The 24,730-nt window shown below is 52.1% G+C and carries 22 protein-coding genes and 1 riboswitch; of the genes, 11 read left to right on the top strand and 11 right to left on the bottom strand.

All coding sequences use genetic code 11. The features are described from left to right. The first annotated feature begins 46 nt into the window (after window positions 1–46). Entirely contained in the window at window positions 47–589 is a 543-nt protein-coding gene (locus IMY23_RS10110) for a DUF502 domain-containing protein (RefSeq protein WP_192821966.1), read from the top strand. A 492-nt stretch (window positions 590–1,081) separates the two neighbouring features. Beyond that, window positions 1,082–3,667: a family 20 glycosylhydrolase gene (locus tag IMY23_RS10105; protein ID WP_192821965.1), complete on the top strand. Its 2,586-nt coding sequence runs from the start codon at window positions 1,082–1,084 to the stop codon at window positions 3,665–3,667. Window positions 3,668–3,799: 132 nt separating this feature from the next. Here the strand turns inward: IMY23_RS10105 and IMY23_RS10100 are convergent, their stop codons facing one another. From IMY23_RS10100 to kaiC, 3 genes are all read right to left on the bottom strand, one after another. Beyond that, window positions 3,800–4,159 carry a hypothetical protein gene (locus IMY23_RS10100; protein WP_192821964.1) on the bottom strand — a complete coding sequence of 120 codons (360 nt, stop codon included), beginning with the start codon at window positions 4,157–4,159 and terminating at the stop codon, window positions 3,800–3,802. 164 nt (window positions 4,160–4,323) lie between these two features. Beyond that, on the bottom strand, window positions 4,324–4,614 hold the full coding sequence (locus IMY23_RS10095; protein ID WP_192821963.1) for a circadian clock KaiB family protein: 291 nt from the start codon (window positions 4,612–4,614) through the stop codon (window positions 4,324–4,326). Window positions 4,615–4,683: 69 nt separating this feature from the next. Continuing rightward, a complete protein-coding gene (kaiC, locus tag IMY23_RS10090) occupies window positions 4,684–6,120 on the bottom strand; it encodes a circadian clock protein KaiC (protein WP_192821962.1) in 1,437 nt (478 codons plus the stop codon). A gap of 472 nt (window positions 6,121–6,592) precedes the next feature. Between kaiC and IMY23_RS10085 the strand changes: the two genes are divergently transcribed. Then, entirely contained in the window at window positions 6,593–7,396 is an 804-nt protein-coding gene (locus tag IMY23_RS10085; RefSeq protein WP_192821961.1) for an alpha/beta fold hydrolase, read from the top strand. Window positions 7,397–7,404: 8 nt separating this feature from the next. Here the strand turns inward: IMY23_RS10085 and IMY23_RS10080 are convergent, their stop codons facing one another. Then, a complete protein-coding gene (locus IMY23_RS10080; RefSeq protein WP_192821960.1) occupies window positions 7,405–7,593 on the bottom strand; it encodes a hypothetical protein in 189 nt (62 codons plus the stop codon). A 227-nt stretch (window positions 7,594–7,820) separates the two neighbouring features. Here IMY23_RS10080 and IMY23_RS10075 point away from each other — a divergent pair, with 227 nt between their 5' ends. From IMY23_RS10075 to IMY23_RS10040, 8 genes are all read left to right on the top strand, one after another. Then, entirely contained in the window at window positions 7,821–9,023 is a 1,203-nt protein-coding gene (locus tag IMY23_RS10075) for a sorbosone dehydrogenase family protein (protein ID WP_225986472.1), read from the top strand. A 68-nt stretch (window positions 9,024–9,091) separates the two neighbouring features. Continuing rightward, complete coding sequence (locus IMY23_RS10070; RefSeq protein ID WP_192821959.1) at window positions 9,092–9,289, top strand: hypothetical protein; 198 nt, start codon at window positions 9,092–9,094, stop codon at window positions 9,287–9,289. Window positions 9,290–9,362: 73 nt separating this feature from the next. Then, complete coding sequence (locus IMY23_RS10065) at window positions 9,363–9,551, top strand: hypothetical protein (protein WP_192821958.1); 189 nt, start codon at window positions 9,363–9,365, stop codon at window positions 9,549–9,551. Beyond that, on the top strand, window positions 9,548–9,922 hold the full coding sequence (locus IMY23_RS10060; RefSeq protein WP_192821957.1) for a type II toxin-antitoxin system death-on-curing family toxin: 375 nt from the start codon (window positions 9,548–9,550) through the stop codon (window positions 9,920–9,922). The genes IMY23_RS10065 and IMY23_RS10060 overlap by 4 nt, the downstream gene beginning before the upstream one ends. A gap of 86 nt (window positions 9,923–10,008) precedes the next feature. Beyond that, on the top strand, window positions 10,009–10,551 hold the full coding sequence (locus tag IMY23_RS10055) for a hypothetical protein (protein WP_192821956.1): 543 nt from the start codon (window positions 10,009–10,011) through the stop codon (window positions 10,549–10,551). Between the two features lie 125 nt (window positions 10,552–10,676). Beyond that, on the top strand, window positions 10,677–11,171 hold the full coding sequence (locus IMY23_RS10050; protein ID WP_192821955.1) for a RimK/LysX family protein: 495 nt from the start codon (window positions 10,677–10,679) through the stop codon (window positions 11,169–11,171). Further along, window positions 11,168–12,103, top strand: a complete 936-nt coding sequence (rimK, locus tag IMY23_RS10045) for a 30S ribosomal protein S6--L-glutamate ligase (protein WP_192821954.1) — start codon at window positions 11,168–11,170, stop codon at window positions 12,101–12,103. Before IMY23_RS10050 ends, rimK begins: the two co-directional genes overlap by 4 nt. Further along, complete coding sequence (locus IMY23_RS10040) at window positions 12,081–13,019, top strand: succinylglutamate desuccinylase/aspartoacylase family protein (RefSeq protein WP_192821953.1); 939 nt, start codon at window positions 12,081–12,083, stop codon at window positions 13,017–13,019. Before rimK ends, IMY23_RS10040 begins: the two co-directional genes overlap by 23 nt. 209 nt (window positions 13,020–13,228) lie before the next feature. Here IMY23_RS10040 and metF read toward each other — a convergent pair whose 3' ends face one another. The 7 genes from metF to IMY23_RS10005 form a co-directional block, all read right to left on the bottom strand. Further along, complete coding sequence (gene metF, locus IMY23_RS10035; RefSeq protein WP_192821952.1) at window positions 13,229–14,182, bottom strand: methylenetetrahydrofolate reductase [NAD(P)H]; 954 nt, start codon at window positions 14,180–14,182, stop codon at window positions 13,229–13,231. Between the two features lie 95 nt (window positions 14,183–14,277). Next, window positions 14,278–17,967 carry a methionine synthase gene (metH, locus tag IMY23_RS10030; RefSeq protein WP_192823741.1) on the bottom strand — a complete coding sequence of 1,230 codons (3,690 nt, stop codon included), beginning with the start codon at window positions 17,965–17,967 and terminating at the stop codon, window positions 14,278–14,280. An 82-nt stretch (window positions 17,968–18,049) separates the two neighbouring features. Beyond that, window positions 18,050–18,158: riboswitch (SAM riboswitch) on the bottom strand. A gap of 400 nt (window positions 18,159–18,558) precedes the next feature. Beyond that, window positions 18,559–19,071, bottom strand: coding sequence for a hypothetical protein (locus tag IMY23_RS10025; RefSeq protein ID WP_192821951.1), 513 nt, complete (start codon window positions 19,069–19,071; stop codon window positions 18,559–18,561). A gap of 139 nt (window positions 19,072–19,210) precedes the next feature. Beyond that, window positions 19,211–19,996: a cyclopropane-fatty-acyl-phospholipid synthase family protein gene (locus IMY23_RS10020; RefSeq protein WP_192821950.1), complete on the bottom strand. Its 786-nt coding sequence runs from the start codon at window positions 19,994–19,996 to the stop codon at window positions 19,211–19,213. Window positions 19,997–20,414: 418 nt separating this feature from the next. After that, window positions 20,415–21,080, bottom strand: coding sequence for an oxidoreductase (locus IMY23_RS10015; protein ID WP_192821949.1), 666 nt, complete (start codon window positions 21,078–21,080; stop codon window positions 20,415–20,417). Window positions 21,081–21,092: 12 nt separating this feature from the next. Beyond that, window positions 21,093–23,573 carry a DUF5916 domain-containing protein gene (locus tag IMY23_RS10010; RefSeq protein WP_192821948.1) on the bottom strand — a complete coding sequence of 827 codons (2,481 nt, stop codon included), beginning with the start codon at window positions 23,571–23,573 and terminating at the stop codon, window positions 21,093–21,095. A gap of 28 nt (window positions 23,574–23,601) precedes the next feature. Further along, a complete protein-coding gene (locus IMY23_RS10005) occupies window positions 23,602–24,438 on the bottom strand; it encodes a S1 RNA-binding domain-containing protein (protein ID WP_192821947.1) in 837 nt (278 codons plus the stop codon). Window positions 24,439–24,730: the final 292 nt, after the last annotated feature.

Raw genomic sequence — 24,730 nt, 5'->3', positions numbered from 1 at the left:
TTTTGAAAGCCCCGCGTACCGGGGCTTTTTTCTATTCTCCATCCCTATGAAACGGATCTTACGCTATTTCCTGAACGGGTTCCTGATCATGGCCCCCATCACGCTCACTATGTACATCATCATCGCCACGGTTAACTGGCTAGATGATCTCTTCTTCCTGACATACCCGGGGGTGGGCCTGGCCATTATCTTGATCTTGACCACGGTGGTGGGTTTTATTGGCTCTTCGTTTCTGGTGAAACCGTTTCTGGTGCTCACTGAGCGCGTGCTCAGTCGTTTGCCGCTGGTGAGCATGATCTATTCGTCGCTCAAAGATTTGTTTGATGCCTTTGTGGGCGAAAACCAGAAGTTCAACCAACCGGTGCTGGTGAAGATGACCCAGTTCCAGGATACCTACAAAATGGGCTTCGTGACGCAGACCTCCATGGAAGCCGTGAATATGCCAGACAAAGTAGCCGTCTATTTCCCGCACTCCTACAACTTCTCCGGGGAGATGTTTTTGGTGGCGCGCGAAAACCTCACGTATTTAGACATTCCAAGCGGCGAAGTCATGAAGTTCATAGTCTCCGGCGGCGTCTCAAAACTGTAACAGATTTTCTGCCTTGCAGACTCATTCCCGTTTTGGGGCTCATTTTCAGAAATGAGCATGAAAACGGGAATCTTCTTTTTCCCTGCCGCAAGTTTAGCGCAGCGTAAATGTGGTAGCCAACATGGTGAGTTTATCAACTCACGTAAGTTTATAAACTTACAACGTGTTTAGCCACAAGTTACGCTGCGCTAAACTTGCGGCAGAGAGAGGCCGAGAAACTTCTAATATCCTTATCATGCCGGGCCTTAAAAGGATGACGGAATGCGTACGAACCTATCTCCGCTGTTAAAGCCATTTTCAAAGGGTAAAGACTTCCGTTTTTGGCTTCATTTCTGGAAATGAGCCCGAAAACGGAAGTCTTTTTGAGGCGTCATCTTTTTAAAAAAAATTAGGTAAGGCCAGCCGTCTCGTGAGAAAGAGGTATATTAGAACTTTCAACAGCCGCTGGGCGCTAGCCGCCTGCCTGGGCCTCTGACTTTAATTTTTCCCCTGATGAAATCCATTTTAGCCACGTTTCTCTGCGTTTTTGTTCTCTGCATATCGGGCTCCTGCCAGAACAGCAGCAGTCCAAAACCAGCGCCGCAGCAAGCTGCCAATGCCACTAAGTTTGACGCCAACCACCTGCAACTCACTTGGGAAGTGTTGGAAGAAAAATTCCAGGGGAAAAACCAGACCCGGTCAGTGCTTACTTTCAAGAACACCGGTTCCGTGGCCCTGCCCGCCAGCGGCTGGAACCTGTATTTCCATAGCAGCCCTTCGTTCAAACCCAAAGAAGAAGGCGCGCCCCTGAAAGTGGAACCCATCAACGGCGATTACCTGCGCATGTCGCCCACGGCTGGGTTCACGGCCTTGGCGCCGGGTGCTTCTGCGCGCGTGGAATTTGTGGCCGCCGGCCAGATTGTGAACGAAAGCCGGGCGCCCCGCAGCTTCTACTTGGTCTGGGACAGCGAGCCCGGCAAAGGCTACACCCTGGAAAATTTTTCCATTACAAAACCGGCCCAGAACCAGATTGGCTGGATTGAACCCAAAGACATTTTTGAGCAGAACAAAAGCATCAAAAACCTGCCAGACGCGCAACTGACCAAGGTATTTCCCACGCCGGCGCAATACAAAGAAACCGGAGCCACCTTCGCCCTGACCCCGGCCGTGGCCATAGTCACAGACAACGCATTCCAGCGGGAAGCCGCGCACCTGGCCGAGCATTTAGGCCTTATTTTCGGGCAGAAACCGGCGGTGAAAAACGCAGGAACCGGCAAAGTAATCAAACTGCAGAAGAAGGCAGGCTTGGCCGCTGAGGCCTATGAACTGAATGTGACACCGCAGGAAATCGTGATTTCGGCTACCACCCCGGCGGGCGTTTTTTATGGAATTCAGTCCTTGAAAACTTTGATTCCGGCTTCGGCGCTAGCCAAAAAACAAACGTCTGTGACCATTCCGGGTGTGCAGGTGGCAGATGCGCCAAGGTTCGGGCACCGCGCCTACATGATGGACGTGGCCCGTAATTTCCAGCCGAAAGAACAGGTTTTGAAAGTGCTGGATTTAATGGCGCTCTACAAACTGAACGTGTTCCATTTCCACCTGAATGACGACGAAGGCTGGCGCATTGAGATTCCGGGCTTGCCCGAACTGACGGAAGTGGGCGGCCGCCGTGGCCACACCGTGGATGAACGCCACTCGCTCAACCCGGCCCTGGGCTCTGGCCCAGACGTGGACAAAAGCAGCGGCAGCGGTTTTTACACGCGCGCAGACTACGTGGAGATTCTGAAATACGCCCGTGACCGCCACATAAAAGTAATACCGGAGATTGAGACGCCCGGCCACGCCCGCGCCGCCATCAAGTCCATGGATGCCCGCTATGACCGCCTCATGAAGGAAGGCAAGAAAGCCGAGGCCGAACAATACCTGCTCCGTGACCCCGCTGATAAATCGGTGTACCGCTCGGTGCAGTATTTCAATGACAACGTGATCAACGTGGCGCTGCCATCGGCCTATGATTTCCTGGAGAAGGTCACTGATGAACTGCTGGGCATGTACAAAGAAGCCGGAGCGCCCATTGAAACCATCCATTTCGGGGGTGATGAGGTACCCAACGGCGTGTGGGAGAAATCGCCGGCGGTGCAGGAACTCATGGCCAAAAACGCCACTATCAAAGAGGTAGATGACCTGTGGTATTACTACTTCAGGAAGCTGAATGACATGCTCAAGGCCCGCAGTTTGTATCTTTCTGGCTGGGAGGAAGTGGGCCTCAGAAAAGTGCGCACCAACGGCCGCCTGACCTATACCGCCAACCCAGACTTTGTGAAAGACAACATGCACATGGATGTCTGGAACAACCAGGGCAACAACATTGACCTGGCTTACCGCATGGCCAACGCCGGCTACAAAGTGATTTTGACCAATGTGAGCCACCTGTACATGGACCTGGCCTACCAGAAATCTTATGACGAAATGGGCCTCTACTGGGGCGGCTACACAGACGTGGACAAAGCCTTCTACTTCAACCCGTATGACTACATGAAGAGCATGCGCGTGAACGATGACAACCAACCGCTCAGCGCCGCCGCCTTGGCCGACTACGCCACTAAAGAACAACTCAAGCCCGAAGCCCGCGCCAACATTGTTGGCCTGCAAGCCCCGCTCTGGAGCGAAATGGTGAAAACCCCGGAACGCCTGGAGTACATGTTGCTGCCTAAACTATTGGGTTTAGCAGAACGCGCCTGGGCTCCGGATCCAAGTTGGGCCACCAATCCAGAATCGGCTCAAAGCAAAGCGGGCTATGCGCAGGCGTGGTCTCAGTTTGCCAACGTGTTGGGCAAGCGCGAACTGCCGCGCCTGAACTACTACGCCGGCGGCTTCAATTACCGCATTCCTACCGCTGGGGCCGTGGTAGAAAACGGAAAAGTGCTAGCCAATGTGCAACTGCCCGGCTTCAGCATTAAGTACACCACCAACGGCGCTGCCCCCACCGCTAAAAGCAAAACTTACACTGGGCCCATCACTGAGAAAGGAACCGTGAAACTGGCCGTGTTTGACGCCGCCGGAAGGTCCAGCAGAGTGACCACAGTGGAAAATAAGTAGGTAGATTTTTTCGTCCCGAAAAAAAAAGTCCGTTTTAGGCCTCATTTCTGAAAATGAAGCCTAAAACGGAATATAAAAGAAAAGCCTCTCCAATCTGGAGAGGCTTTTTTGTGCTTTTAATTGACTGGCAGTTTAGTTGCTGTCAGACTTGGCCTTGGCGCGTTCGGCTTTTCTGGCGCGTTTGTCGGCTTTGATTCTGTTCTTCTGGGCTTTGGCCTCCAGGCGGGCTGCGTGCTTGGCTTCTTTGGCGGCGTCTGCGGCATCATCATTAATGCGGTTCGCTTCTTTGGCGGCGAGTTTGGCGGCCTTGGCTTCTTCTTTGGTAGATTTCCGGAGCGTTTCCAGGTTATCTATGCGGGTTTTGGCGGCCAAAATCTGCTGTTTGAGCGAATCCTGGGCGGTTTCCTGCTGAGTTACCTGGGCGCTTGCGGGTGAAAGTAGCAACAGGAACGAACCGGTAAGCAAAATAAAGAATAACGTATTGGTTTTCATGGGTTTAAAGTAAGCAAGCTGTGGTGGGTATACGTAGCTTAGGTGAAAACAAATGGATGTGCAGGAGATAAGTGACATTAATCTTCTGCCCCTTTGGTGAACTTGTGATTTATAAGAGAAAGTTGATGCCAGACAGTCAGGAATTCGGCTGAAAATGAACAGCCTTACTGCTTCTGCAAATGGTCTACGTTGGCAATGCCCAGGCCAGCCAGCACGCGGGTCTGCACGGTTAAGGCACCAATCAGGCGCACTTCCGGCGCGGGCCATTTTCTGATAAGGGTTGGAATAGCCAGAATTCCCGCCTCTTCGGCTTTGTCTGGGTCTTCCATAATGTCAATAATCTCAAGACGGAACTCGCCGGGGTAATATTTCTTGAGGATAGCGTTTAAATTTTCTTCAGCACCCATAGACGTGATGCTGTTTCTATTTATAAAAAGTTGTATCCAGTAATCCATGTTGGTCAATTCTAAGTACTTCGCATTTTGTCTCTTTCACGGTTATTGGCTCTTGGTAAAAGCCAGCGTTTAGTGGGAGATTTGGCTGCTAATGCCGGTAATGGGTGCGCCAATCTGCATGCCCTGGCCGTCAATCAGGATTCTTCTAATGGCGGCATCATGCCGGGAGCCGCGCATTTTGAGTACCGTCACGCTGCGCTGCATTTCGCCGGCCAGCTCCGCGTACCGGAGGAGAATGATGGTGTCTGTGATGGTGGCAAAGTCACTCTCAGTGATGGAGGCGCGCCCGGGGAGCATGTTGGTGGTGGCTGTGAAGAGGGTGGTGATGGCCTGGTGCTTTAGGTAATTGGTGAGAGCGGCCACAAACTCCTGAAAGCCTTTGTCTGTGGGGTTGCGCGTGAGGGCAGAGATGCTGTCAATGGCAAGGCGCTGCGGTTGGTATTGCTCCACCAGGTCCTGGATGTTAATCAGGTGGTCTTCCAAGGATTGCACTTCGGGGTAGATGGAGATTACTTTCAGCAGGCCCTCGGCCTCCAGTTGCTCCAGGTCCTGGCCCCAGCCTTTGGCATTCCTGAAAATCTGTTCCTTGCTTTCCTCAAAGGCCAGCAAGAGGCAGCGCTCGTTTTTCTCTTTGGCGCCCTTCATGAAATTGGAGGCCAGCAAGGTTTTGCCGGTGCCCGTTGCCCCAGAAACCAAGACAATGGAGCCCTTGAAAAATCCGCCGCCGCACATGTCATCTAAGGCCGGGTTGCCAGAGGTAATGCGTTTCATAGAGGCCGATTGAGTAAGCGTGAGGCTGGAGATGGGCACAATCACCACCCCTTTTTTAGGACTGATGGTAAAAGGTGTCTCGCCCTTCACATGGTTGCTGCCCCTGAATTTGAGGATTTCAATGGTGCGTCGCCGTCTTTCCTGGCATAGCACGTTGCGCAGAATCATGACATTGTCTGCCAGAAATTCCTCTACGCCGTACCTGGAGATGGCCCCGTATTCCTCGGTGCGTTCTGTAGTGATGATAGCCGTGGCTTTCACGCGGCGCAGCGACATGGTCACTTTTGACATTTCCTGCCGAATGATGTTGTGCTCCGGAAAGTGGGTGAAAATGCTGCCAATGGAGTCAATGACCACGCGCTGGGCCTGGTTTTTGGTCACGGCCCGCTCCAAGCGTATTCTGAAGGCGCTCAAGTCAAACTCGCCGATGGTAATCACATCTTCCTCTTTAGGCGACGCATCTATAAACGTCCACATGCCCTCAGACTCCCACTGGTCAATGTCCCAGCCGAAGCCCTTGAGGTCATTCCTGATGTCTTCCACCTGTTCCTCAAACGTGACGAACACGCCTTTGTGGTTGAATTTTAGAATGCCCATGGCCAGAAACTGTGCCGCGAACAAGGTTTTGGCACTGCCTGAGCTGCCGGCCAGCAACGTGGTGCGGCCTATGGGCAGACCGCCCTCAGAGATAAGGTCAAAGGCATCAATACCGGTTTTCAGTTTGGGGACGGTCATAAATAACAGGCTAAAAAAAGTGGAGGCAAGGCCCAACAGGCCCAGCCCGTATGGGTGGTGAAAGAATGTTTTCTGAAGGAGGGAAAACAGAAGCGGTAAGGGAACGTCAAAAAGGAGAGGTAAGATGGGTTAGGTTCCTCTCAGAGATTGGTGTCTAGTAAAGGTACATTTTAAACGAGCCGTATCCTAGGTATATTCCTGGCGGCGGCCCCTGGCGGTAATGGTCTTTTGCTTGCCTTTCAAAAGGCTGCGTCAGGGGGCAGCAGGTGGCATTCTGGCGGTTAAGAGCTAAGTCCGTTTTCGGGCCCGTTTCCAGAAATGAGCCCGAAAACGGAAAGTGCCTTCGCTTTCTTACCTTTGGTCTACTGTCGGGTTTTCTGGTTTGGGCTTCATTTGAAAAATAGAGCCCTAAAACGGACTTACCGAACGTGTTTTTCCGTAAAAGACCAACCTGTACCAACACCGCTGCGCTGTGCCCATCCTTCAACTCAAATCATCTAAGCTGCATTACCGCACGCTGGGCCACGGACCCAAGGCCTTGCTGGCGTTTCATGGGTACGGGCAGGAGAGTGGCTATTATGACGCCATGGCGCGCACGCTGCAACCCGGTTACACGGTGTATGCCATTGATCTGTTCTTCCATGGCAAGAGTACCCTCAGCAAGGCAGACCAACCGCTCTCCAAGAAAAAACTGCAGGAGTTCATTCAGCACCTGCTGGAGAAAGAGAAGATAGACACGTTCTCCGTGATGGCGTTCAGCATGGGCGGCAAGTTTGCGTTGGCCGTGCTGGAGAAGTTCCACCCTAAGATTCAGGAATTGTATCTCATAGCCCCAGACGGCATTAAAACGCATATGCTCTACAACCTGGCTACGTACCCCGGCTGGTTACAGGGCCTGTTCAAACGCATTGTGCTGCGCCCCAGTCCGTTTTTCAAGACCTTGAACTGGCTGGAGCGCAAGCGGTGGGTAGCGTCTGGGGTGGTCAAGTTTGCGCAGTGGCAGATGGACTCGCCACAGAAGCGCCTGCGCGTGTACCGCAGCTGGATCGGGTTCAGCCACCTCACCTTTGACACGCGGCACATCGCCAAGATTCTGAACCAAAGCCATATTGAGGTCACCGTTTTCCTGGGCAAGTATGACCAGATTATCTCGCAGCAGCGATTGCAGACGTTTTTGAACGCCCTCAAGAACCATAAACTGGTAGTGCTGCAGACCGGTCACACCAACCTGCTGTATTCGGTGGCGCAGCATATCAGGAAAGGAGATACTAAGTAATGCTAGTATTAATAAGCGGCAATAGCTTTTTTAATAAGCGTCATTTCATAAAATGCCGAAGCCATAAGGCAGAGCCATATGAAAACATTTGCCGGTAAACCCAAGTAGTCATAATGCACAAAAGATATAATCATAGCCGGGAACGCAAATGAATACACAAACAGTTTGAAGACAATGCCTAATTTTTGACCTATCATGGGTTTAATTGTATAATTGGGGGATTATAGAAATTTCATCCTTTGCGTGTATAATGTAAAAGATATATTTTATAAAATATATATTGTCATCAATATATTTTGTTTGAAAAGCGTGAGGCTGTATTTTGCTTAGAATTAATTGTAATGCCTGTATGAAATTGTAGCGGAATTGAAATATTATAAAATGGCACTTAAACTAGTTTAATTTGATTTTTATTTAAACCACGATGATAAATTATAAACAATTTTTGCTGGTAGGAACCTTGGCAAGTATGATGGCCTGTTCTTCCAATTCAGACAAGCCCAATGCTGATGACAAAGGCGAGCGCACGTCCACCGCCGCCAAAGACACGCTCTCTGAGGAAGTCACCGAAAGCCCGGCCACCGACGGCAACCTAGCCAACATCACCTTGCCAGACGGTTTTGAAATCAGCTATTACGCCCGCAACGTGGTCAACGCCCGCTCCATGGCCTTGGGTCCCGACGGCACGCTCTACGTGGGTACCCGCCGAGAAGGCAACGTGTACGCGCTCCCAGACAAAAACAAAGACGGGAAAGTAGATGAAGTAATTACCCTGGCCAAAGGTCTGAACATGCCCAACGGCGTGGCGCTTAGGAACGGTTCTTTGTATGTAGCAGAAATCAGCCGAATCACGCGGTATGACAACATTGCCGAGAACCTAAAAAGCGTGCCCAAACCGGTGGTGGTGTATGATAAACTGCCCACCGAGGAACACCACGGCTGGAAATACATCGCCTTCGGGCCAGATGATAAATTGTATGTGCCGGTGGGCGCGCCCTGCAACATCTGCCTTTCAGAGAAACCGGTATACGCTGCCATCAACCGCATGAACCCAGACGGTTCGGGCTTTGAAGTCTTCGCCAGCGGCGTGCGGAATACTGTTGGTTTTGACTGGCACCCCACCACCAAAGAACTCTGGTTCACCGACAATGGCCGTGACTTGATGGGCGATAATATGCCCCCAGATGAACTGAACAAAGCGCCGCGCAAAGGCATGCACTTCGGGTACCCGTTCTGCCACGCCGGCGAGACGCTTGACCCCGAGTTTGGCAAAGGCAAGAACTGCGCAGACTACACCGCGCCCGTGCAAAAACTGAATCCGCATGGCGGCACGCTGGGCATGGAGTTTTACACCGGCAGCATGTTCCCGGCCAATTACAAAAACCAGATTTTCATTGCCGAGCACGGCTCCTGGAACCGCACTGAGAAGATTGGCTACCGCGTGAGCCTGTACCGCGAAGATGCCCAGGGCAAAGGAAGTTTTGTGCCGTTTGCCGCTGGTTGGCTGCAGAACGGCAAGGAGTGGGGCCGACCAGTAGACGTGGAAGTGATGCCAGACGGCTCGCTGCTGGTCTCAGATGACATGAACGACGCCATTTACCGCATCACCTACACTGGCAAAAAGTAATTTCTAATCTGCGTTCTTTTTTCCAAATTGGGGCTTCCTTGCTAAATAGGAGCCCTAATTTTTTTGATATGCCCCAGACTTCCAAAGCCTATTCTGTCTTGTTCTTGCTTTCTGCCCTTGTGCTGGCAGCGGTAGTTGGTTTCTTTTTCATTGTACAGGCCAATGACCACCAAGAATGTTCTTCCACCACCACAACCACAACAGACGCTGCCGGCTGCACTACCGTTACCACGTTGCATGAATGCAAGGAACGGTTTAGTATTTAGGCATTCAACCTTATAAGAATCAACGAAGGCAGTTTGGCTTCGTAAGTTCTTTAAGTAACTTTTAGTTAATCATATGACAGCCAAAGACCTTAAAATAGAGATTCAGAAAGTATTGGAAACCGTTCCGGAAAACCTGCTGGAAGATGTACTCTTGTATTTGAAGGAAGTCCAGAAAAAGTCAGGGGCTGGATTTTCCAATGCACAACACTTAAAGAAAATACTGTCAGAAGATCGCAATCTTCTGCAAAGGCTTGCCCAATGATTACTTTGCAGGAAGTTGAGAAAATACATCAGCTTTTAATTGAACAGTTTGGCGGGGCAACAGGAGTTAGAGATGCAGGCGCGTTAGATGCAGCACTCAACCGTCCGTTTGCCACTTTTGACCAGCAGGAACTTTACCCAGAGCCTGCAGACAAATCCGCGGCCATCATAGAAAGCCTATTGATCAACCATCCGTTTGTAGATGGAAATAAGCGGACGGGCTATGTCTTGATGCGTCTTCTGCTCTTGCAATCCGGTCAAGATATTCTAGCGGAGGAAGAAGACAAATACCAATTTGTGATCTCTATTGCCAGCGGAAAATCTTCTTTTGACGAAATACAAAAGTGGATTGTAGGCAGATTGAAAAAGTAGACGTCTTTGCCTATAGTGCATCCTTCGACTTAGCATAAGTGTAAAGAGCGGATAAGTATTCAGCCTATAATTGTAAAAGTATGAAAATGTATAAGATACTTTTATTAGCTGTTCTAATGATTGTTTGCCGATTTGGCTATGGACAAGAGCTAAATAGAATTGAGTTATTAAACTTTTATGACTCAGTAATTAGTGACTATTACTCGCGAGGTCTCTTCAATAAGACTTCTCAAGAAAATTTACTATTGAGCGATAGCCTACCGAATGGTTTGAGACTAAGGTACCCAAACTTCACCCTTAAGCCTGTGACTGAAGAAGCAGGTCTAAATATTATTGAAAGCACGAAGGGGAAAAGCGGAAGATTAAATAAAATATCGTTAAAAAAAATTAGTCCAGATACTTTGGATTTAGTTATTGTTGGATGGGGCGTAACAATAGAAAGAGTATTCAAAATTCACAAAGGCAGGGTTATTACAAAGAGCATTAATATGGCTTATGGCTGTGGCGGCACGATGGGTTATATACCAGACGGGAGATTAGTATATAATAAAAATAGAGACAAGTGGGAGTATCATCCCTATTCAGTATTATTAGAAAAGAAAAGAGAAAAATTAGAAGCGAACCGGTAAAACAAGCATATTACTTAAACGCTGCCTTAACACTCTTTTTCAAAAACCAACCCATTTCAGTTTTCGGCTTCATTTCCAGAATTGAGCCCGAAAACGCAACCCCTTTCCTTACCAATGCGCACTGTATGAAGGAAGTGATAGAAAAGAAAACCATTGGCCGGCGGGAGATAGTTGATTTCCCCGGCCTGGAATTGTTTGAGATTGAGGCGAAGATAGACACGGGCGCGTACACCTCGGCCATTCACTGTGACAACATCAAAGAAGTTAATCTGCCTGACGGTCAGCGCGCTATCCATTTTGAGTTGCTGCACCCCAATAATCCGGCCTACAACCATAAAGCGTTTGAGTTCACAGATTTTGACTTGCGGTGCGTAAAAAGTTCGTTTGGCGATGTGCAGGAGCGCTATGTTATCCGTACAACCATCATCATTCATGGGCAGGAAGTGGAGACAGAATTCTCGCTTTCAGACCGAAGCGACCTCAAATACCCCGTCTTGTTAGGCCGCACGCTGCTCCGGAAGCGGTTTGTGGTAGACGTGGCCAAGAAATACCTGTCGTTGAAGGCCAAGAACAAATCCCAGAAGAAAAAGCGTACCACACCCAAGAACTCCCCTTTATGAAAATCGCGATTCTCTCCCGGGATCCTAAGTTATATTCTACCCGCCGCCTGGTGGAGGCCGCCCAACAGCGGGGCCACGAGGCCGTGGTACTGGACCACCTGCGCTGTGACCTGGTCATGGAGAAAGGCGACCCACACATTCTCTACAAAGGCGAACTGCTCACCGGCATAGACGCGGTCATTCCTAGAATTGGGGCATCCGTTACGTTTTACGGCACGGCCGTGGTGCGCCAGTTTGAGATGATGAAGGTGAAAAGCGTGGTGGCCAGCCAGTCCATTGTTCGGTCCAGAGACAAACTGCGCAGCCTGCAGATTATGGCGCGTGCAGGACTGGGAATGCCTAAAACTGCCTTCACCAACTATTCTAAACAAGTTAAAGAACTGATCCATGAAGTTGGGGGCGCGCCGTTGGTGATTAAACTGCTGGAAGGAACCCAGGGGCTGGGCGTAGTCTTAGCCGAAACCCAGAAAGCCGCCGAGTCTGTGATTGAAGCCTTCCACAACCTCAAGGCCCGCATTATTGTGCAGGAATTCATTGCCGAAAGCAAGGGCGCCGACATACGCGTGTTTGTGGTGAACGGCGAGGTGGTGGGCGCCATGAAACGGCAGGGCAAAGAAGGTGAGTTCAGGTCTAACCTACACCGCGGCGGCAGTGCCAGCCTGATTAAACTCAGCCGCGCCGAGAAAGCCGCCGCTTTGATGGCTGCCAAATCTCTGGGCTTAGACGTGGCCGGCGTAGACATGCTGCAATCCAAGCGCGGCCCGCTCATTCTGGAAGTGAACTCCAGTCCCGGCCTGGAAGGCATTGAGAAAGCCACCCAAAAAGACATTGCCGGTAAGATTATAGAATTCACTGAATTGTTGGTGACGAAGGCCAAAAGCAAGAAGACCAAGAAAAAAACGACCCCAGATGGAGGAGATGATCATCAATGACATTCCCATCTACCCGGGAGACAGAAAATTGATTAGACTGAACATCTCGCGGCTGCCCAGCGGCACCGAGATTGACATTCCCATTCACGTGTTCAGGGCCGAAGAGCCGGGGCCGGTGCTGCTGCTCATGGCCGGCCTGCACGGCGACGAGGTGAACGGCGTGGAAACCATTAGGCGCATGATCAGGCGCAACATGCTCCACCCGCAGCGGGGCACCATTCTGGCCATTCCCATCCTCAATATCTACGGATTCCTGAACTTCTCCCGTGAGGTGCCCGACGGCAAAGACGTGAACCGCAGTTTCCCGGGCAACGCCAAAGGCTCACTGGCCAGCCGCGTGGCCGCTCGGTTCACCAAGGAAATTCTGCCGCTGGTAGACGTAGGAATTGATTACCACACCGGCGGCCGAAGCAAGTCTAATTTTCCGCAGATACGCTGCATTCTGGAGACGCCCGGCAACCCAGAGCTGGCCCACGCGTTTGCCGCACCGTTCATTCTCAATTCCAAACTACGGCCGGGTTCCCTGCGCAAAGAAGCCGCCAAATACGGCAAGTCCATTATTGTGTATGAAACCGGCGAATCTTTACGGTTTGACGAGCCGGGCATCAACATCGCCATAGAGGGCACCTGCCGGGTCATGCACCACTTGGGCATCATAAATTCCTCCACGCCGCCCTCGCAGAAATCCATCATCTGCCTACGTGATACCTGGATTAGAGCCCTCAGGGCGGGTTTGTTCCGAAGCTTCGTGCGCAACGGCCAGGCCGTGAGCCGCGGGCAACAGGTAGGCACCGTGGCAGACCCTTACGGCTACGCCAGTCACCCCATCATCTCTCCCGTGAGCGGCTACGTGGTTGGCGTGAACAACATGCCCGTGGTCAACCAAGGCGATGCCATTCTCCACATTGGGTATTAGGTGAAATTTCCGTTTTAGGCCTCATTTCCAGAAACGAGCCCGAAAACGCAATTCAGAACCGTAGCGTAGTTTCAGAGAAATGACGCTACGGTTCTCACTCATTTCTCTGTCGCAAGTTTTTAACTTGAAGCAGGAAATTGTTGAACAGCTTTATGAAAAGGACTTCCCGTTTTCGGGCTCATTTCCAGAAACGAAGGCAAAAACGGAAATTAGAATATTTCTCTGGCCACGGCGGCAGTGGCTTCAGACTTACTCATGGTATAAAAGTGCAGGCACGGCACGCCAAACTCCACCAGCTCTTTGCACTGCTGAATAGTCCACTCAATGCCCACCTGTTTTACGGCTTGCGGGGTTTTGGCGGCCTCCACGGCGTTCACCAGTTCCTCCGGCAAGTCAATGTTAAAGTAGCGGGGCAACACGTTCAGTTGGTTGCGGGTAGTGAGCGGCTTCAAACCCGGAATAATGGGCACGGTAATGCCCACCGCGCGGCAGGCTTTCACGAAGTCACAGAATTTCTTGTTGTCAAAGAACATCTGCGTGATGATGTACTCGGCGCCCAGTTCCACTTTCTGTTTCAGATACTTAAGGTCAGTGCTGAGGTTGGGTGCGTCCATGTGTTTCTCAGGGTAACCGGCCACGCCAATGCAGAAGTCGGTGGGCACGGGGTTTTCCATTTCCTCGTCCAGATAAATGCCTTTGTTGAGCTGTACCACCTGCTTGATCAAGTCAGAAGCATGCAAATGTCCGTCTTTGTGGGGCCGGAACCCGGGCTCGGTTTTCACGACATCGCCGCGCAGCAAAAGCACGTTGTCGATGCCCAGGAAGTTGAGGTCCATCAAGGCGTTCTCGGTGTCTTCCCGGCTGAAGCCCCCGCAGATAATGTGCGGCACCGTGTCTACGTGGTACTTGTTCATGATGGCCGAGCAGATGCCCACCGTACCCGGCCGTTTCCGGATGGTGATTTTCTCCAGCAACCCGTTCTCGCGCTCCTTGAACACGTACTCCTCACGGTGATAGGTCACATTGATGAACGGCGGCCTGAACTCCATCAAAGGATCAATGCCTTCATAAATTGACTGAATGCTGGTGCCTTTCACCGGCGGAAGTATCTCAAAAGAGAACAGGGTCTTGGTGGCGTTCTGTAGATGATGGGTAACTTTCATTGACGTTTGTCAGGTGTTAATCTTTGGTTGGCCGGCGGCCGATGGTGTAGCGTTTTCGGGCTCATTTCTGAAAACGAGCCCGAAAACAGGTATTCCTAGTAATTCAAATTCGGTGATAGCCAGCGCTCGGCTTCCTCCACGGTCATGTTTTTACGGCGGGCGTAGTCTTCTACCTGGTCTTTCTCAATCTTACCCAGCCCAAAGTATTTGGATTGTTTGTGCGCGAAATACATGCCTGAAACCGCCGCGGTGGGGTACATAGCCAGACTCTCCGTTAAGGTAATGCCAGTGTTTTTCTCCACGTCTAGCAATTGGAACAGCGTGCGTTTCTCGGTATGCTCCGGACAGGCCGGGTAGCCGGGCGCCGGGCGGATGCCCTGGTATTTCTCTTTTATTAGCTCGTCGTTGGTCAGGCTTTCCTCTGGTTCATACGCCCAGATTTCCTTCCGTACAATCTCATGCAACTTCTCCGCGAAGGCCTCAGCCAAACGGTCTGCCAGGGCTTTGGCCATGATGCTATGGTAATCGTCATGGTCGGCCTCAAACTGTTGCACCAGTTCATCTAGACCAATGCCAGCCGTCACCGCGAAACCTCCGGTATAATCTGCCAGACCCGTTTCTTTAGGCGCCACAAAATCTGCCAGTGCGATGTTCGGGACGCCCGGGCCTTTCTGCCCTTGCTGGCGCAGCGTCCGGAAGTGGGTCAAGATTTGAGTGCGTTGTTCATCTGTGTAGATTTCCACGTCATCATCACCCACAGAATTGGCAGGGAACAAACCGGCCACGCCGTTGGCGGTGAGTAGTTTTTCATCTACTATGCGTTTGAGCAGGGCTTGCGCATCAGCGTACAGTTTAGTTGCCGCTTCGCCTACTATCGGGTCTTCCAGCAGCTTCGGGAATTTACCGTGAAGTTCCCAAGCTTGGAAGAAAGGCGTCCAGTCAATGTACGGCACCAGTTCTTCTAACGGGAAGTTGTCAAATACTTGCACTCCGGTTTTGGTGGGCGTGTAGACGTCTTCGGGGTTCCATTCAATAGGCAGTTTGTTGGCGCGCGCTTGCGGCAAAGGCAGGTATTTCTTGTCTTTCTGGCGGCTCAGGTAGCCCTCACGCATCTGGTCATATTCCAAACGCGTGTCCGCGGCGAATTTCTCTTTGTTCTCAGGGCTCAACAGATTGCCCACCACCGGCACGCAGCGCGAGGCATCCAATACGTGCACGACGGTGCCGTGGTAAGCCGGTGCCACTTTCACGGCCGTGTGTGCCCTAGAGGTAGTAGCGCCACCAATCAGCAATGGAATGTTGAAGTTCTGCCGCTCCATTTCCTTGGCCACATGCACCATCTCGTCCAGCGACGGGGTTATCAAACCGCTGAGGCCAATCACGTCTACGTTGTGTTCGCGGGCGGCATCCAATATCTTGTCAGCGGGCGTCATTACGCCCAGGTCAATCACTTCGTAGTTGTTGCAGGCCAAGACCACGCCCACAATGTTTTTCCCGATGTCGTGCACGTCGCCTTTCACGGTGGCCATCAAGATTTTGCCGTTGGTTTGGCGGGTAGACGTGTCTCCGGAGGCGGCGGCGCGTTCTTTTTCAAGTTCAATAAACGGCAACAGATACGCCACTGCTTTTTTCATGACACGGGCGCTTTTCACCACCTGCGGTAAGAACATCTTGCCTTCCTGAAACAGGTCACCCACCACGTTCATGCCGTCCATCAACGGGCCTTCAATCACTTCCAGCGGTTTCTGGTAGAGGTGGCGGGCTTCTTCCACATCCTGGTCAATGTATTCCACCAGACCTTTCACCAGTGCGTGCGTCAGGCGTTGCTGAACCGGCTCCTGGCGCCAGGCCTCGTCCCGAACAATCTGCTTGCCTTTGTTTTTAATGGTTTCGGCAAATTCTACTAGGCGTTCGGTGGCATCCGGACGGCGGTTGAGCAGGACGTCTTCCACCAGTACCAGCAAATCCTTCGGGATTTCCTCGTAGACTTCCAGCATGCCCGCGTTCACAATGCCCATGTCCAGACCAGCTTTGATGGCGTGGTACAGGAACACGCTGTGCATGGCCTCGCGCACGGGGTCGTTGCCCCGGAACGAGAACGAGATGTTGCTCACGCCGCCGCTCACTTTGCAGCCCGGAAGGTTTTGCTTTATCCAGCGGGTGGCTTTGATGAAATCTACGGCGTAGTTGTTGTGCTCCTCCATGCCCGTGGCCACAGTGAGGATGTTGGGGTCAAAGATGATTTCCTGCGGCGGGAACCCAACTTCTTGGGTCAAAATAGTATAGGCGCGCTGGCAGATTTCAATGCGGCGTTCGTAGCTGTCGGCCTGGCCTTGTTCGTCAAAGGCCATGACTACCACGGCGGCGCCGTAGCTGCGCACTTTGCGGGCCTGTTCCTTGAACTGTTCTTCGCCTTCTTTCAGTGAAATAGAATTCACGATGGCTTTGCCCTGCACGCACTTCAGGCCGGCCTCAATCACGCTCCACTTGGAGGAGTCAATCATGATGGGCACCTTGGCGATGTCAGGCTCTGAGGCAATCAGATTCAGGAACAAGGTCATGGCGGCTTCTGAGTCCAGCATACCTTCATCCATGTTCACGTCAATAATCTGGGCGCCGTTTTCCACCTGCCCGCGGGCGATGGCCAGGGCTTCCTCGTACTGCTCGTTCAGAATAAGTCGCTTGAATTGCTTGGAACCCGTGATGTTGGTGCGCTCGCCAATGTTGATGAAATTGGAGCCTTCAAAAACGGTGAGTGGTTCAAGTCCTGAATAGGTGGGCACCGCGGGAATTTGCGGCAAGGGGCGGGGAGGGAATTCTTTGGCAATCTGGGCAATAACTTTGATGTGCGGCGGCGTGGTGCCGCAACAACCCCCCACAATGTTCACGAAGTTGTTCTCCAGGAAGTCTCTGATGTGTGCGCCCATCTGCTCGGGGCTTTCGTCATAGGCTCCGAACGCATTGGGCAGACCGGCATTGGGGTACGCGCTCACATAAAAGGTAGACGCCTTGCTCAACGATTCTATGTGCGGACGTAGCTGCTTCGCGCCCAGCGCGCAGTTAAAGCCCACGCTCAACAGCGGCATGTGTGATACTGAGTACAGAAACGCCTCCACAGTCTGACCGGAAAGCGTTCTGCCGCTGGCATCAGTGATAGTACCAGATACCATTAAAGGCAGGCGCTTGCCGGTTTTCTGGCTGTATTGGTCAATCGCAAATAGCGCCGCCTTGGCATTTAACGTATCAAAGATGGTCTCCACCAACAGCAAATCCACGCCGCCATCCACCAAACCTCTTACTTGTTCCGTGTAAGCTTCTACCAACTCGTCATAGGTGATGGCTCTGAAACCAGGATTATTGACATCCGGAGAAAGGGAAGCGGTTCTATTAGTTGGGCCGATGGCCCCGGCCACGAAGCGGGGTTGGTCTGGCGTTTTGGCCGTCCATTCCTCGGCGGCTTCCTTGGCGATGCGCGCTGATTCATAGTTCAGTTCGTACACCAGGTCTTGCATGTCGTAATCGGCCATGGCGATGGAGGTGCCAGAGAAGGTGTTGGTTTCGGCGATATCGGCGCCCGCCTCAAAGTAGAGGCTGTGGATTTCTTTGATTATGTGGGGTTGCGTGAGGGAAAGCAAATCATTGTTGCCCTTCACGTCTTTGTGGAAGTCTTTAAAGCGTTCGCCCCTGAAATCGGCTTCGGTGAGGTTGTACCGTTGCACCATGGTGCCCATAGCACCGTCTAAGACTAAAATTCTCTTTTGTACTTCTTCCTCAATACGGGTCATCATCTTTGCAAACCAAAAGGGTTGGGTTGCTTCTCAGGAAAGGGCAGGAGGAAGGGTGCAGGGTAGGGTAAGGCAAGGCCTGCACTCATCTCCCCATCGGCCGCAAGGGCCTCAGGTAGGAAGTAGCACCCAACTGAATTGGGTTGCTAAGACATCATAGGGCCTAATCCCTCCGTCTTTCTTGATAAGCCCTGCAAAGGTACGCGGTGAGGGCCGAAGTTGCAAGGGACAGAATTGTTGATTGCTATTTGCTAGTTGTTGATTGATTTTGGTAAAGGAATTTCCGTTTTCGGCCTCATTTCCCAAAACGAGGCCGAAAACGTAGCGTCGTGGCACTGACACGACGTGGCTCTACGCAGCAAAACAAGTTCAATTAATCAAAGCACAATTTCGCAGCTTTGCTTTGGCTGTAAGTCTGTCGGTTAGAGAACCGTTCACGTTTCATAGACACACGTCGTGTCGGTGCCACGCCGCTACGGTTCTGGAATGCGTTTTCGGGCTCATTTCTGAAAACGGGGCCGAAAACAGAAAACGCCTTAATAGAAAAAGCCCCGCACTAGGCGGGGCTCTTCTGGTAGGTTTGGGGAAGCATTAGAAACTGTACCTGACGGTGAGAGACCAGTCGGGTAGCAGAAACAGTCCGTCTCGGTTCACATCTAAAAATGGCTTAAAATCAGTGCTCACCTGAATCGGAATCTCCGCAATCTTATATTCCAAACCTACAATGCCGTCTATCCCCATGGTGGTGAGGGTTTTGTCATAGGAGTCATTGTAGCCGGCGTACGTGCGCTCATGGTAATAACGCCCTTTGTACGACCCCACGTGCGCGCCCGCCCCGTAAAACCACTGCAAGTTGCGCACATTAAACGCGGGCGCGTGCAGCTCATACAGGCCCAGCAGGTGAAAACCCTTTCGGCCGAAATTGGTGCCCACCACGCCTTCCAGCGCCACATTCTCGCGATAAAAATACTTGACAGAAACGCCGGAGGAAAAACCGCCCACCCGCGCGCCCACACCCAGGTTGGAAGCCTGCTGCGCTTGGGCCGTCTGGCCGAGGCAAGTCAAAACCACCGCCGCCGCAAAAATAAGAATCTTGTTTTTCATGGTAACCTGTTTTCAAGCGGTAAGACAGTTGCCGAAGCGCGTGCTCCTATAAAACTGTTTAACCCCAGAAAATATTTTACCGGCGCGGGTGTGTTTTTGCGTGGCACGGTTCCGGTTGAAACGTGCTTGCGGCTGCAATTTAGGCTTTTTTGTAAGACTGTAGGTAGGCTTCTTTGCTGGTGCGCTGGCCAATCATCCTGAAGAAACTGATAGTCTGCTGGTTGTCTTTTTTGAGCGCCCGCGCGAAAGGGTCTTTTTTTTGCCCGTGCTCCTCAAAGTCCTTCACGTAGTGTTCGCGTATCAAATCGGCGGCGGGCAGCAGGCTGGCCTCCGTGATGTGCACCAAACCGGTTTTCTCCCACAATTTTCGCCACCAGGCCACCGAATGGATGTAATACCAATATTCCTGAAAATCCTCGCGCAGAAAGTCCGGCACCTGGTCAATGGTCTCAATTTCCTCCTTGAAACAGACGTCCACAATGCCAATGTAGCCTTCAGGTTTTATAAAATGGCAGATGTAGGGCAGGTACTTGTCATCGGTGCCAAAATAGGTGTAGGAGTCGATGACCAGCACCACGTCGAAGAATTCCTCCGGGAAAGGCAAAGAACGGGCATTAGCCTGCAGCGGGAACACCTGGTTTTCAAGGCCTTCGTCCAGCACGCGCTTGTAATTGGCCGTGGCCGAAATAGCCTCATCCACGGCCCACACCTGTACTTCATATTCCTGAGCCAGAAAGATGGAACTGGCCGCTTTTCCGCAGCCCAAATCCAGCACGCGCAGGCCTTTCTTGAGTGGCAATAAAGACGTGATGCTTTCCAAATTGAAGAGCACGTTTTCACCCATAGAATGCTCGCGCACCCACGTGGGGTCATACTGGGTACTTCTGGGGAAATGGTGTTTAATGCGGTGCTGGGCAGAATCCATAAAGCATTGTTGGGGGTTGGTACTGCCTCTACGGACTGCGAATGGTGCGGGTTGAAACTTTCCGTTTTCGGGCTCATTTCTGGAAAAGGAGCCTAAAACGTATCCAGAAAATCCCCTCTCCCTCTGGGAGAGGGCTAGGGTGAGGGTGTATTTTCTAAAAGTAGGGTTTTGTGCGGGCGCCAGTTTCCAGATTCCTATTATTTGTGGTACCCGGCGGGTCTGGAGACTCGCTTTATCCCCAAGCACAAGTTTTGAGACTCGCGACAGAGAAAGAAATCACCCTCATCCTAACCTTCTCCCAGAGGGAGAAGGGACTGCGCTTTTCTGTTGGGAGATTGCTTGGCTCGGAATTTTACTGTAGAAACTTACCGTTTTCGGGCTCATTTCTGGAAACGGAGCCGAAAACGGGAATTCACAATCAATCATTCAATTGGTGCATTTGCTCATTGGAATGGACCAGTACGCCGCCGCCGTCTTGTTTGGCGGCTTCCAGCATGGCTTTGGCCACGGTGCGGGCTTCAATGGCTTTGTATTTCCTGAGCGGCCCGCTGAACACAAACCCGAAAGTTTTGGCAAACCCGCTGGCCACTTTTTCGCCTAACCTGAATTCCTCACGCTCACCTAGCAGCAACGAAGGCTGAAAAATATGCACGGCAGTGAAGGGCAGGGCTTTTACGGCTTGTTCCATTTCGCCTTTCACGCGGTTGTAGAACACGCCGGCCTCTGGGTCTGCGCCCATGGCTGAGACTACAAAAAACTGTGTGGCGAAGTGTGTGGCGGTGATTTTAGCCAGGTTGACCACGTAGGAGTAATCTACCTTTCTGAAGTTTTCTTTGGAGCCCGCCTGCTTGATGGTGGTACCCAGGCAGCAGAACACGTCATCGGCTACCAGGCTGTGGCGGTGCTTTTCCAGGTGGTCAAAATCCACTACCAGTTGCTGCAGTTTGGGGTGCTTTACGTCCAGCTGCTTTCGGCCTACGGAGATGACTTTGTGGTAGCGGTGGCTTTGCAGCAGCAGGTGCAGGCAGTGGTTGCCCACTAACCCACTGGCACCGGCAATCAGCGCAACTTTAGAGGAGACCATAGAATGAATAGCTTAAGATTTTAAGGCACGTCTGAGCACCTGGTAGTCCAGGTAGTACAGAACCTTAACGGAGAAGCTATTCAATTGTTTGGCCTGCAGAATGTTCTGGAAGTTGCGTTGGTAGTTGTTGCGCTCCGTGGGGAAGAGGTCACTGTCAATGGCGTTTTTCCAGACAATGCTCAGCTCACTGCCGGGCGCAAACCGCCAGCTGTACACCAGGTCAATGTTAAAGGCGTTGAAATTGCGGCTGTTGGTAAAACCCGGGGCGGGTTTGAAGTCCAGTGCCTGCAGGTTGCCGTCTTCCAGCAGCAGAAAATAGTCATGGAACGTGTAGGTAGACCAATAATGGCGCATGTTCACGTTGAGCGCCGTGCGGGCGTTGAAAATATAGGTGCCGCTGAGCGTGTTGTTCACCGTGTTCACGTCACGCACGCCAAACACAATATCTTGGCCAGACCGGGCGGCATACCCAAAGTTGCGGTAGTCCAGGTTGTAGTTCAGGCGGTACACAAACTGCAGGTGGTCGTTTACGCGCACGCGGGGGCTAATGCTAATCCAGGTGGTGCGCTGGTCATACTCAGCAGACCGAAAAATGCCGCTGTTAATGTCAAACGCAAATTTCTTGCGGTAATCTGAGGACAGGTACCCGCTGATTTCCCAGCCGCTGGGTGTCCTGAACTTGCGGTTGGGCACACCGTCTTGGTAAGACCTGGGCTCAAAGTAATTGTAGTTGTCCAGAGGAAGCCAGGCCAGGGTGGTGCCCAGGGAGATGAAGTTTTTGGTAGTAACGTTGCTCTCCAGGAAATACACCACCTCTCTATAAGCCCACGGTTTGTAAAGCATGCGCTGCTGCACGCCCAGGGTATTGTACATGTTGTTGAGTTTCCAGAAGGGCTTGTAAATGTTGTACCGCACGTTGGCCGAATTCTGGATGTTGTTGTTGTTGCTCAGGTAACCCAGGTCATCAATGTCATAGGTGTGGTTTTCGGCGCTGTGCGCCACGGTGAACTGAAAATTGCCGCTGGTTTTCCCGAAGTTGGCATAATAGGCATGGCCCAATTCCACTTTCTCGCCGTCTGGGGCTACTTCACCTTTGTTGTAGCGCTGGCTCAGATTGCCGCGCAGGTTCAGGGCATAGCTGTTTTTCTTGTTGGCGAGCCTTGTCATTAAACCGGTCACGTTGGCGTTGTAAAAACCGGCCCCGCGGGTTACGTTGGTGTTGGTGAACGTGACAAATGACCCGTACGGCAAGCTTTGGTCCAGCACCAGCACGCTGTAATTGGTGATAGGGTCGGTGAGTACCTCAAATTTCTCGCCTTCGGGGGTTTGCAGCGTGGCGTAGGTGTTGCGGGTCACGGCGTTGAACAAACCAATGCCCAGGCCCTTATTAGTCCGGCCCGAAATCTTGGTGGCGTTGACCAGGTTGGTTTTCTCTGGGTTCTCCAAAATAGTAGTTCCTTCAGTGTAATTGCCCAGGTTGACGCCCTGAATAGGCGCGCCGCCAATCCTTCGGGAATAAAAAAGGCCCGCTTTGTTGAACAGCTCCGTTCCTTCGGTGAAAAACTGGCGGTTTTCGTTAAACCTGACTTCAAACGGCGACAGGTTGAGCACCCGTGCATCTGACTGCGCTTGCCCAAAGTCCGGGACCAGGGTCATGTCCAGGGTGAAGGCGTCATTGATGCCGTATTTAATGTCCATGCCGCCGTTGAGCGTGGTGGTGAGGTTCTTCTTGCCGGGCTGGTTTTCGGGGTAATGATTGGCGTAGCCAGAAATGTAGGGCATTAAGGATAACCGAAGCGGCGCTTTGAGGCCACTGATGCCCGTGATTTCGCCAAACTGGTTCACGAAGCCCTGCTTGGAACTGTCAATGAAATTCCAGAAGGCGTCTTCGCGGTAGCGGCGCGTGCCCCGCCAGAAGTTGATGCCCCAGGTTTGCACGTCTTGTTTGGGAAATCTTATGGCGGAATAGGGAATTCTCAGTTCCACGGCCCAGCCTTGCGGGTGCCGCGCCACGCTGCTTTGCCACACGGCATCCCAGGAGCGTTCATCGCCGTTGCTGGTGAGTTTAAAATCGGTTTGCACGCCGGAGGTGGAAATCTCAAACCCAAACGCGTTCTGCTTGTCTTGGTAAGTGTCTAAATAAACCCCGAACATATCTGCGTTCACCTGCCCGCCGTCGCGCTGGCTGAGTTGCGAGAGAATGGAGTCTGGGGCGGTGTCAAAGAGCATGGCGCCAATGTACACGGCTTCATCGTCATACAACACGCGTACCTCGGTGCGCTGCCGGGCGGGTGAGCCGTTGGCCGGATTGCTTTGGATGAAGTCAACGGCGGCGGGTGCCAATTGCCACATTTCCTCGTTGGGAAGGCCGTCTAGTTTTGGCGGCGTGGCCGTTCTCACCGCCCCGGTTTGTTTTTTGACAGGTGTTTCTGACTGAGCCCTGAGCCCAGAAATGCTTACAGAAAGGGCAAGCAGCAAGAAAAGGGTTCGCATGTAGGGTGGGCGGGCTTGAGGTGCGGGTTTAGTCTTTCTGTGAAAGACTAAGGTGGTCTGGGAACAGTTGCACGTCGCCGCGTTTATATAAGGCGCCAATGGCTTTTTTAAAGGTCTTTTTGCTCATAGCCAGCTGGCGGTAGATTTCCTCTGGGGCGCTTTTGTCTGAAAGGGGCAGTTGGCCGCCTTCGGCTTGGAGGCGTGCCAGAATATTTTCGGCGGCTTGTTCCACTTCGTCATAGCCCTGTTTCTGCAGGCTCACGTCCAGGCGGTTGTCTTCGCGCACTTTCTTCACGAAGCCTTTGGTCAGCTCACCGGGCTCCAGCTTTCTGAACACTTCATTGCGGTAGAGCATGCCCAGGAAACCGTTGTTCACCATCACCTGGTAACCCAGCGCTTTCTCCGGGCCTATTAAAATGTTCACTTCGTCGCCTTCCTGGGGCGGCATGGCATCATAATTAAGATAGGGGGCCAGTTTGGTGGCGCCCACCAGGCGGTCTGAGTTTTCGTCTAAGTACACGTACACCAAAGCCCACTGGCCCACGTGCAGGGGTTCATGCTGGTTTTTGTACGGCACGAATAAATCTTTCTCCAGGCCCCACTCCATGAACGCGCCAAAATCTGTGAGGTCGCGCACTTGCAGGCAGGCAAACTGGTCCACCTTGGCTTTGGGCTCCAGCGTAGTGGCAATTAATCTGTCCTCAGAGTCGCGGTACACAAACACAGAAATCATGTCGCCGGGCTGCACGCCGGCGGGCACGTACTTGCGGGGCAGGAGCACATCGCCGTCATCAGAACCCAGGTACAGGCCGTGCTCCAGGTCACGAAGAATCTCAAGGTAGTTGTAATCGCCTAGGTGCAGCATGCCGTTCAAGTTTTAGGATTTAAAACAAAGGTAGAGAATTGGCGCGGCACCTATCACCCGTTAGGCAAAGTTTCTGCGCATTTCCGTTTTAGGCTTCGTTTCTGGAAATGAGCCCGAAAACGGCGGCAGTTTCAAGGGTAACGATGCTGCTGGTTCGCCGGAACGGAGTTCCTGCTGGCCATTGAAATTTTGGAGTTGGCCAGGCGGAAGGCTCCAGACGGTTGGAACGTGTTTGCCATTTCCGTTTTCGGGCTCATTTCCGGAAATGAGCCCGAAAACGGGACTTTCCTTT

Source organism: Rufibacter sp. LB8 (assembly GCF_014876185.1).
Lineage (GTDB): Bacteria > Bacteroidota > Bacteroidia > Cytophagales > Hymenobacteraceae > Nibribacter.
The sequence above is the reverse complement of the archived record's forward strand: the minus strand, read 5'-3'. Positions and strand labels throughout refer to the sequence as shown.

Bases quoted from the DNA above. Each gene is read 5' to 3' on its own strand.
- IMY23_RS10110 (WP_192821966.1), top strand. From the start codon at position 47: ATGAAACGGATCTTACGCTATTTCCTGAACGGGTTCCTGATCATGGCC.
- IMY23_RS10105 (WP_192821965.1), top strand. From the start codon at position 1,082: ATGAAATCCATTTTAGCCACGTTTCTCTGCGTTTTTGTTCTCTGCATA.
- IMY23_RS10100 (WP_192821964.1), bottom strand. From the start codon at position 4,159: ATGAAAACCAATACGTTATTCTTTATTTTGCTTACCGGTTCGTTCCTG.
- IMY23_RS10095 (WP_192821963.1), bottom strand. From the start codon at position 4,614: ATGGATTACTGGATACAACTTTTTATAAATAGAAACAGCATCACGTCT.
- kaiC (WP_192821962.1), bottom strand. From the start codon at position 6,120: ATGACCGTCCCCAAACTGAAAACCGGTATTGATGCCTTTGACCTTATC.
- IMY23_RS10080 (WP_192821960.1), bottom strand. From the start codon at position 7,593: ATGATAGGTCAAAAATTAGGCATTGTCTTCAAACTGTTTGTGTATTCA.
- IMY23_RS10075 (WP_225986472.1), top strand. From the start codon at position 7,821: ATGATAAATTATAAACAATTTTTGCTGGTAGGAACCTTGGCAAGTATG.
- IMY23_RS10070 (WP_192821959.1), top strand. From the start codon at position 9,092: ATGCCCCAGACTTCCAAAGCCTATTCTGTCTTGTTCTTGCTTTCTGCC.
- IMY23_RS10065 (WP_192821958.1), top strand. From the start codon at position 9,363: ATGACAGCCAAAGACCTTAAAATAGAGATTCAGAAAGTATTGGAAACC.
- IMY23_RS10060 (WP_192821957.1), top strand. From the start codon at position 9,548: ATGATTACTTTGCAGGAAGTTGAGAAAATACATCAGCTTTTAATTGAA.
- IMY23_RS10055 (WP_192821956.1), top strand. From the start codon at position 10,009: ATGTATAAGATACTTTTATTAGCTGTTCTAATGATTGTTTGCCGATTT.
- IMY23_RS10050 (WP_192821955.1), top strand. From the start codon at position 10,677: ATGAAGGAAGTGATAGAAAAGAAAACCATTGGCCGGCGGGAGATAGTT.
- rimK (WP_192821954.1), top strand. From the start codon at position 11,168: ATGAAAATCGCGATTCTCTCCCGGGATCCTAAGTTATATTCTACCCGC.
- IMY23_RS10040 (WP_192821953.1), top strand. From the start codon at position 12,081: ATGGAGGAGATGATCATCAATGACATTCCCATCTACCCGGGAGACAGA.
- metF (WP_192821952.1), bottom strand. From the start codon at position 14,182: ATGAAAGTTACCCATCATCTACAGAACGCCACCAAGACCCTGTTCTCT.
- metH (WP_192823741.1), bottom strand. From the start codon at position 17,967: ATGACCCGTATTGAGGAAGAAGTACAAAAGAGAATTTTAGTCTTAGAC.
- IMY23_RS10025 (WP_192821951.1), bottom strand. From the start codon at position 19,071: ATGAAAAACAAGATTCTTATTTTTGCGGCGGCGGTGGTTTTGACTTGC.
- IMY23_RS10020 (WP_192821950.1), bottom strand. From the start codon at position 19,996: ATGGATTCTGCCCAGCACCGCATTAAACACCATTTCCCCAGAAGTACC.
- IMY23_RS10015 (WP_192821949.1), bottom strand. From the start codon at position 21,080: ATGGTCTCCTCTAAAGTTGCGCTGATTGCCGGTGCCAGTGGGTTAGTG.
- IMY23_RS10010 (WP_192821948.1), bottom strand. From the start codon at position 23,573: ATGCGAACCCTTTTCTTGCTGCTTGCCCTTTCTGTAAGCATTTCTGGG.
- IMY23_RS10005 (WP_192821947.1), bottom strand. From the start codon at position 24,438: ATGCTGCACCTAGGCGATTACAACTACCTTGAGATTCTTCGTGACCTG.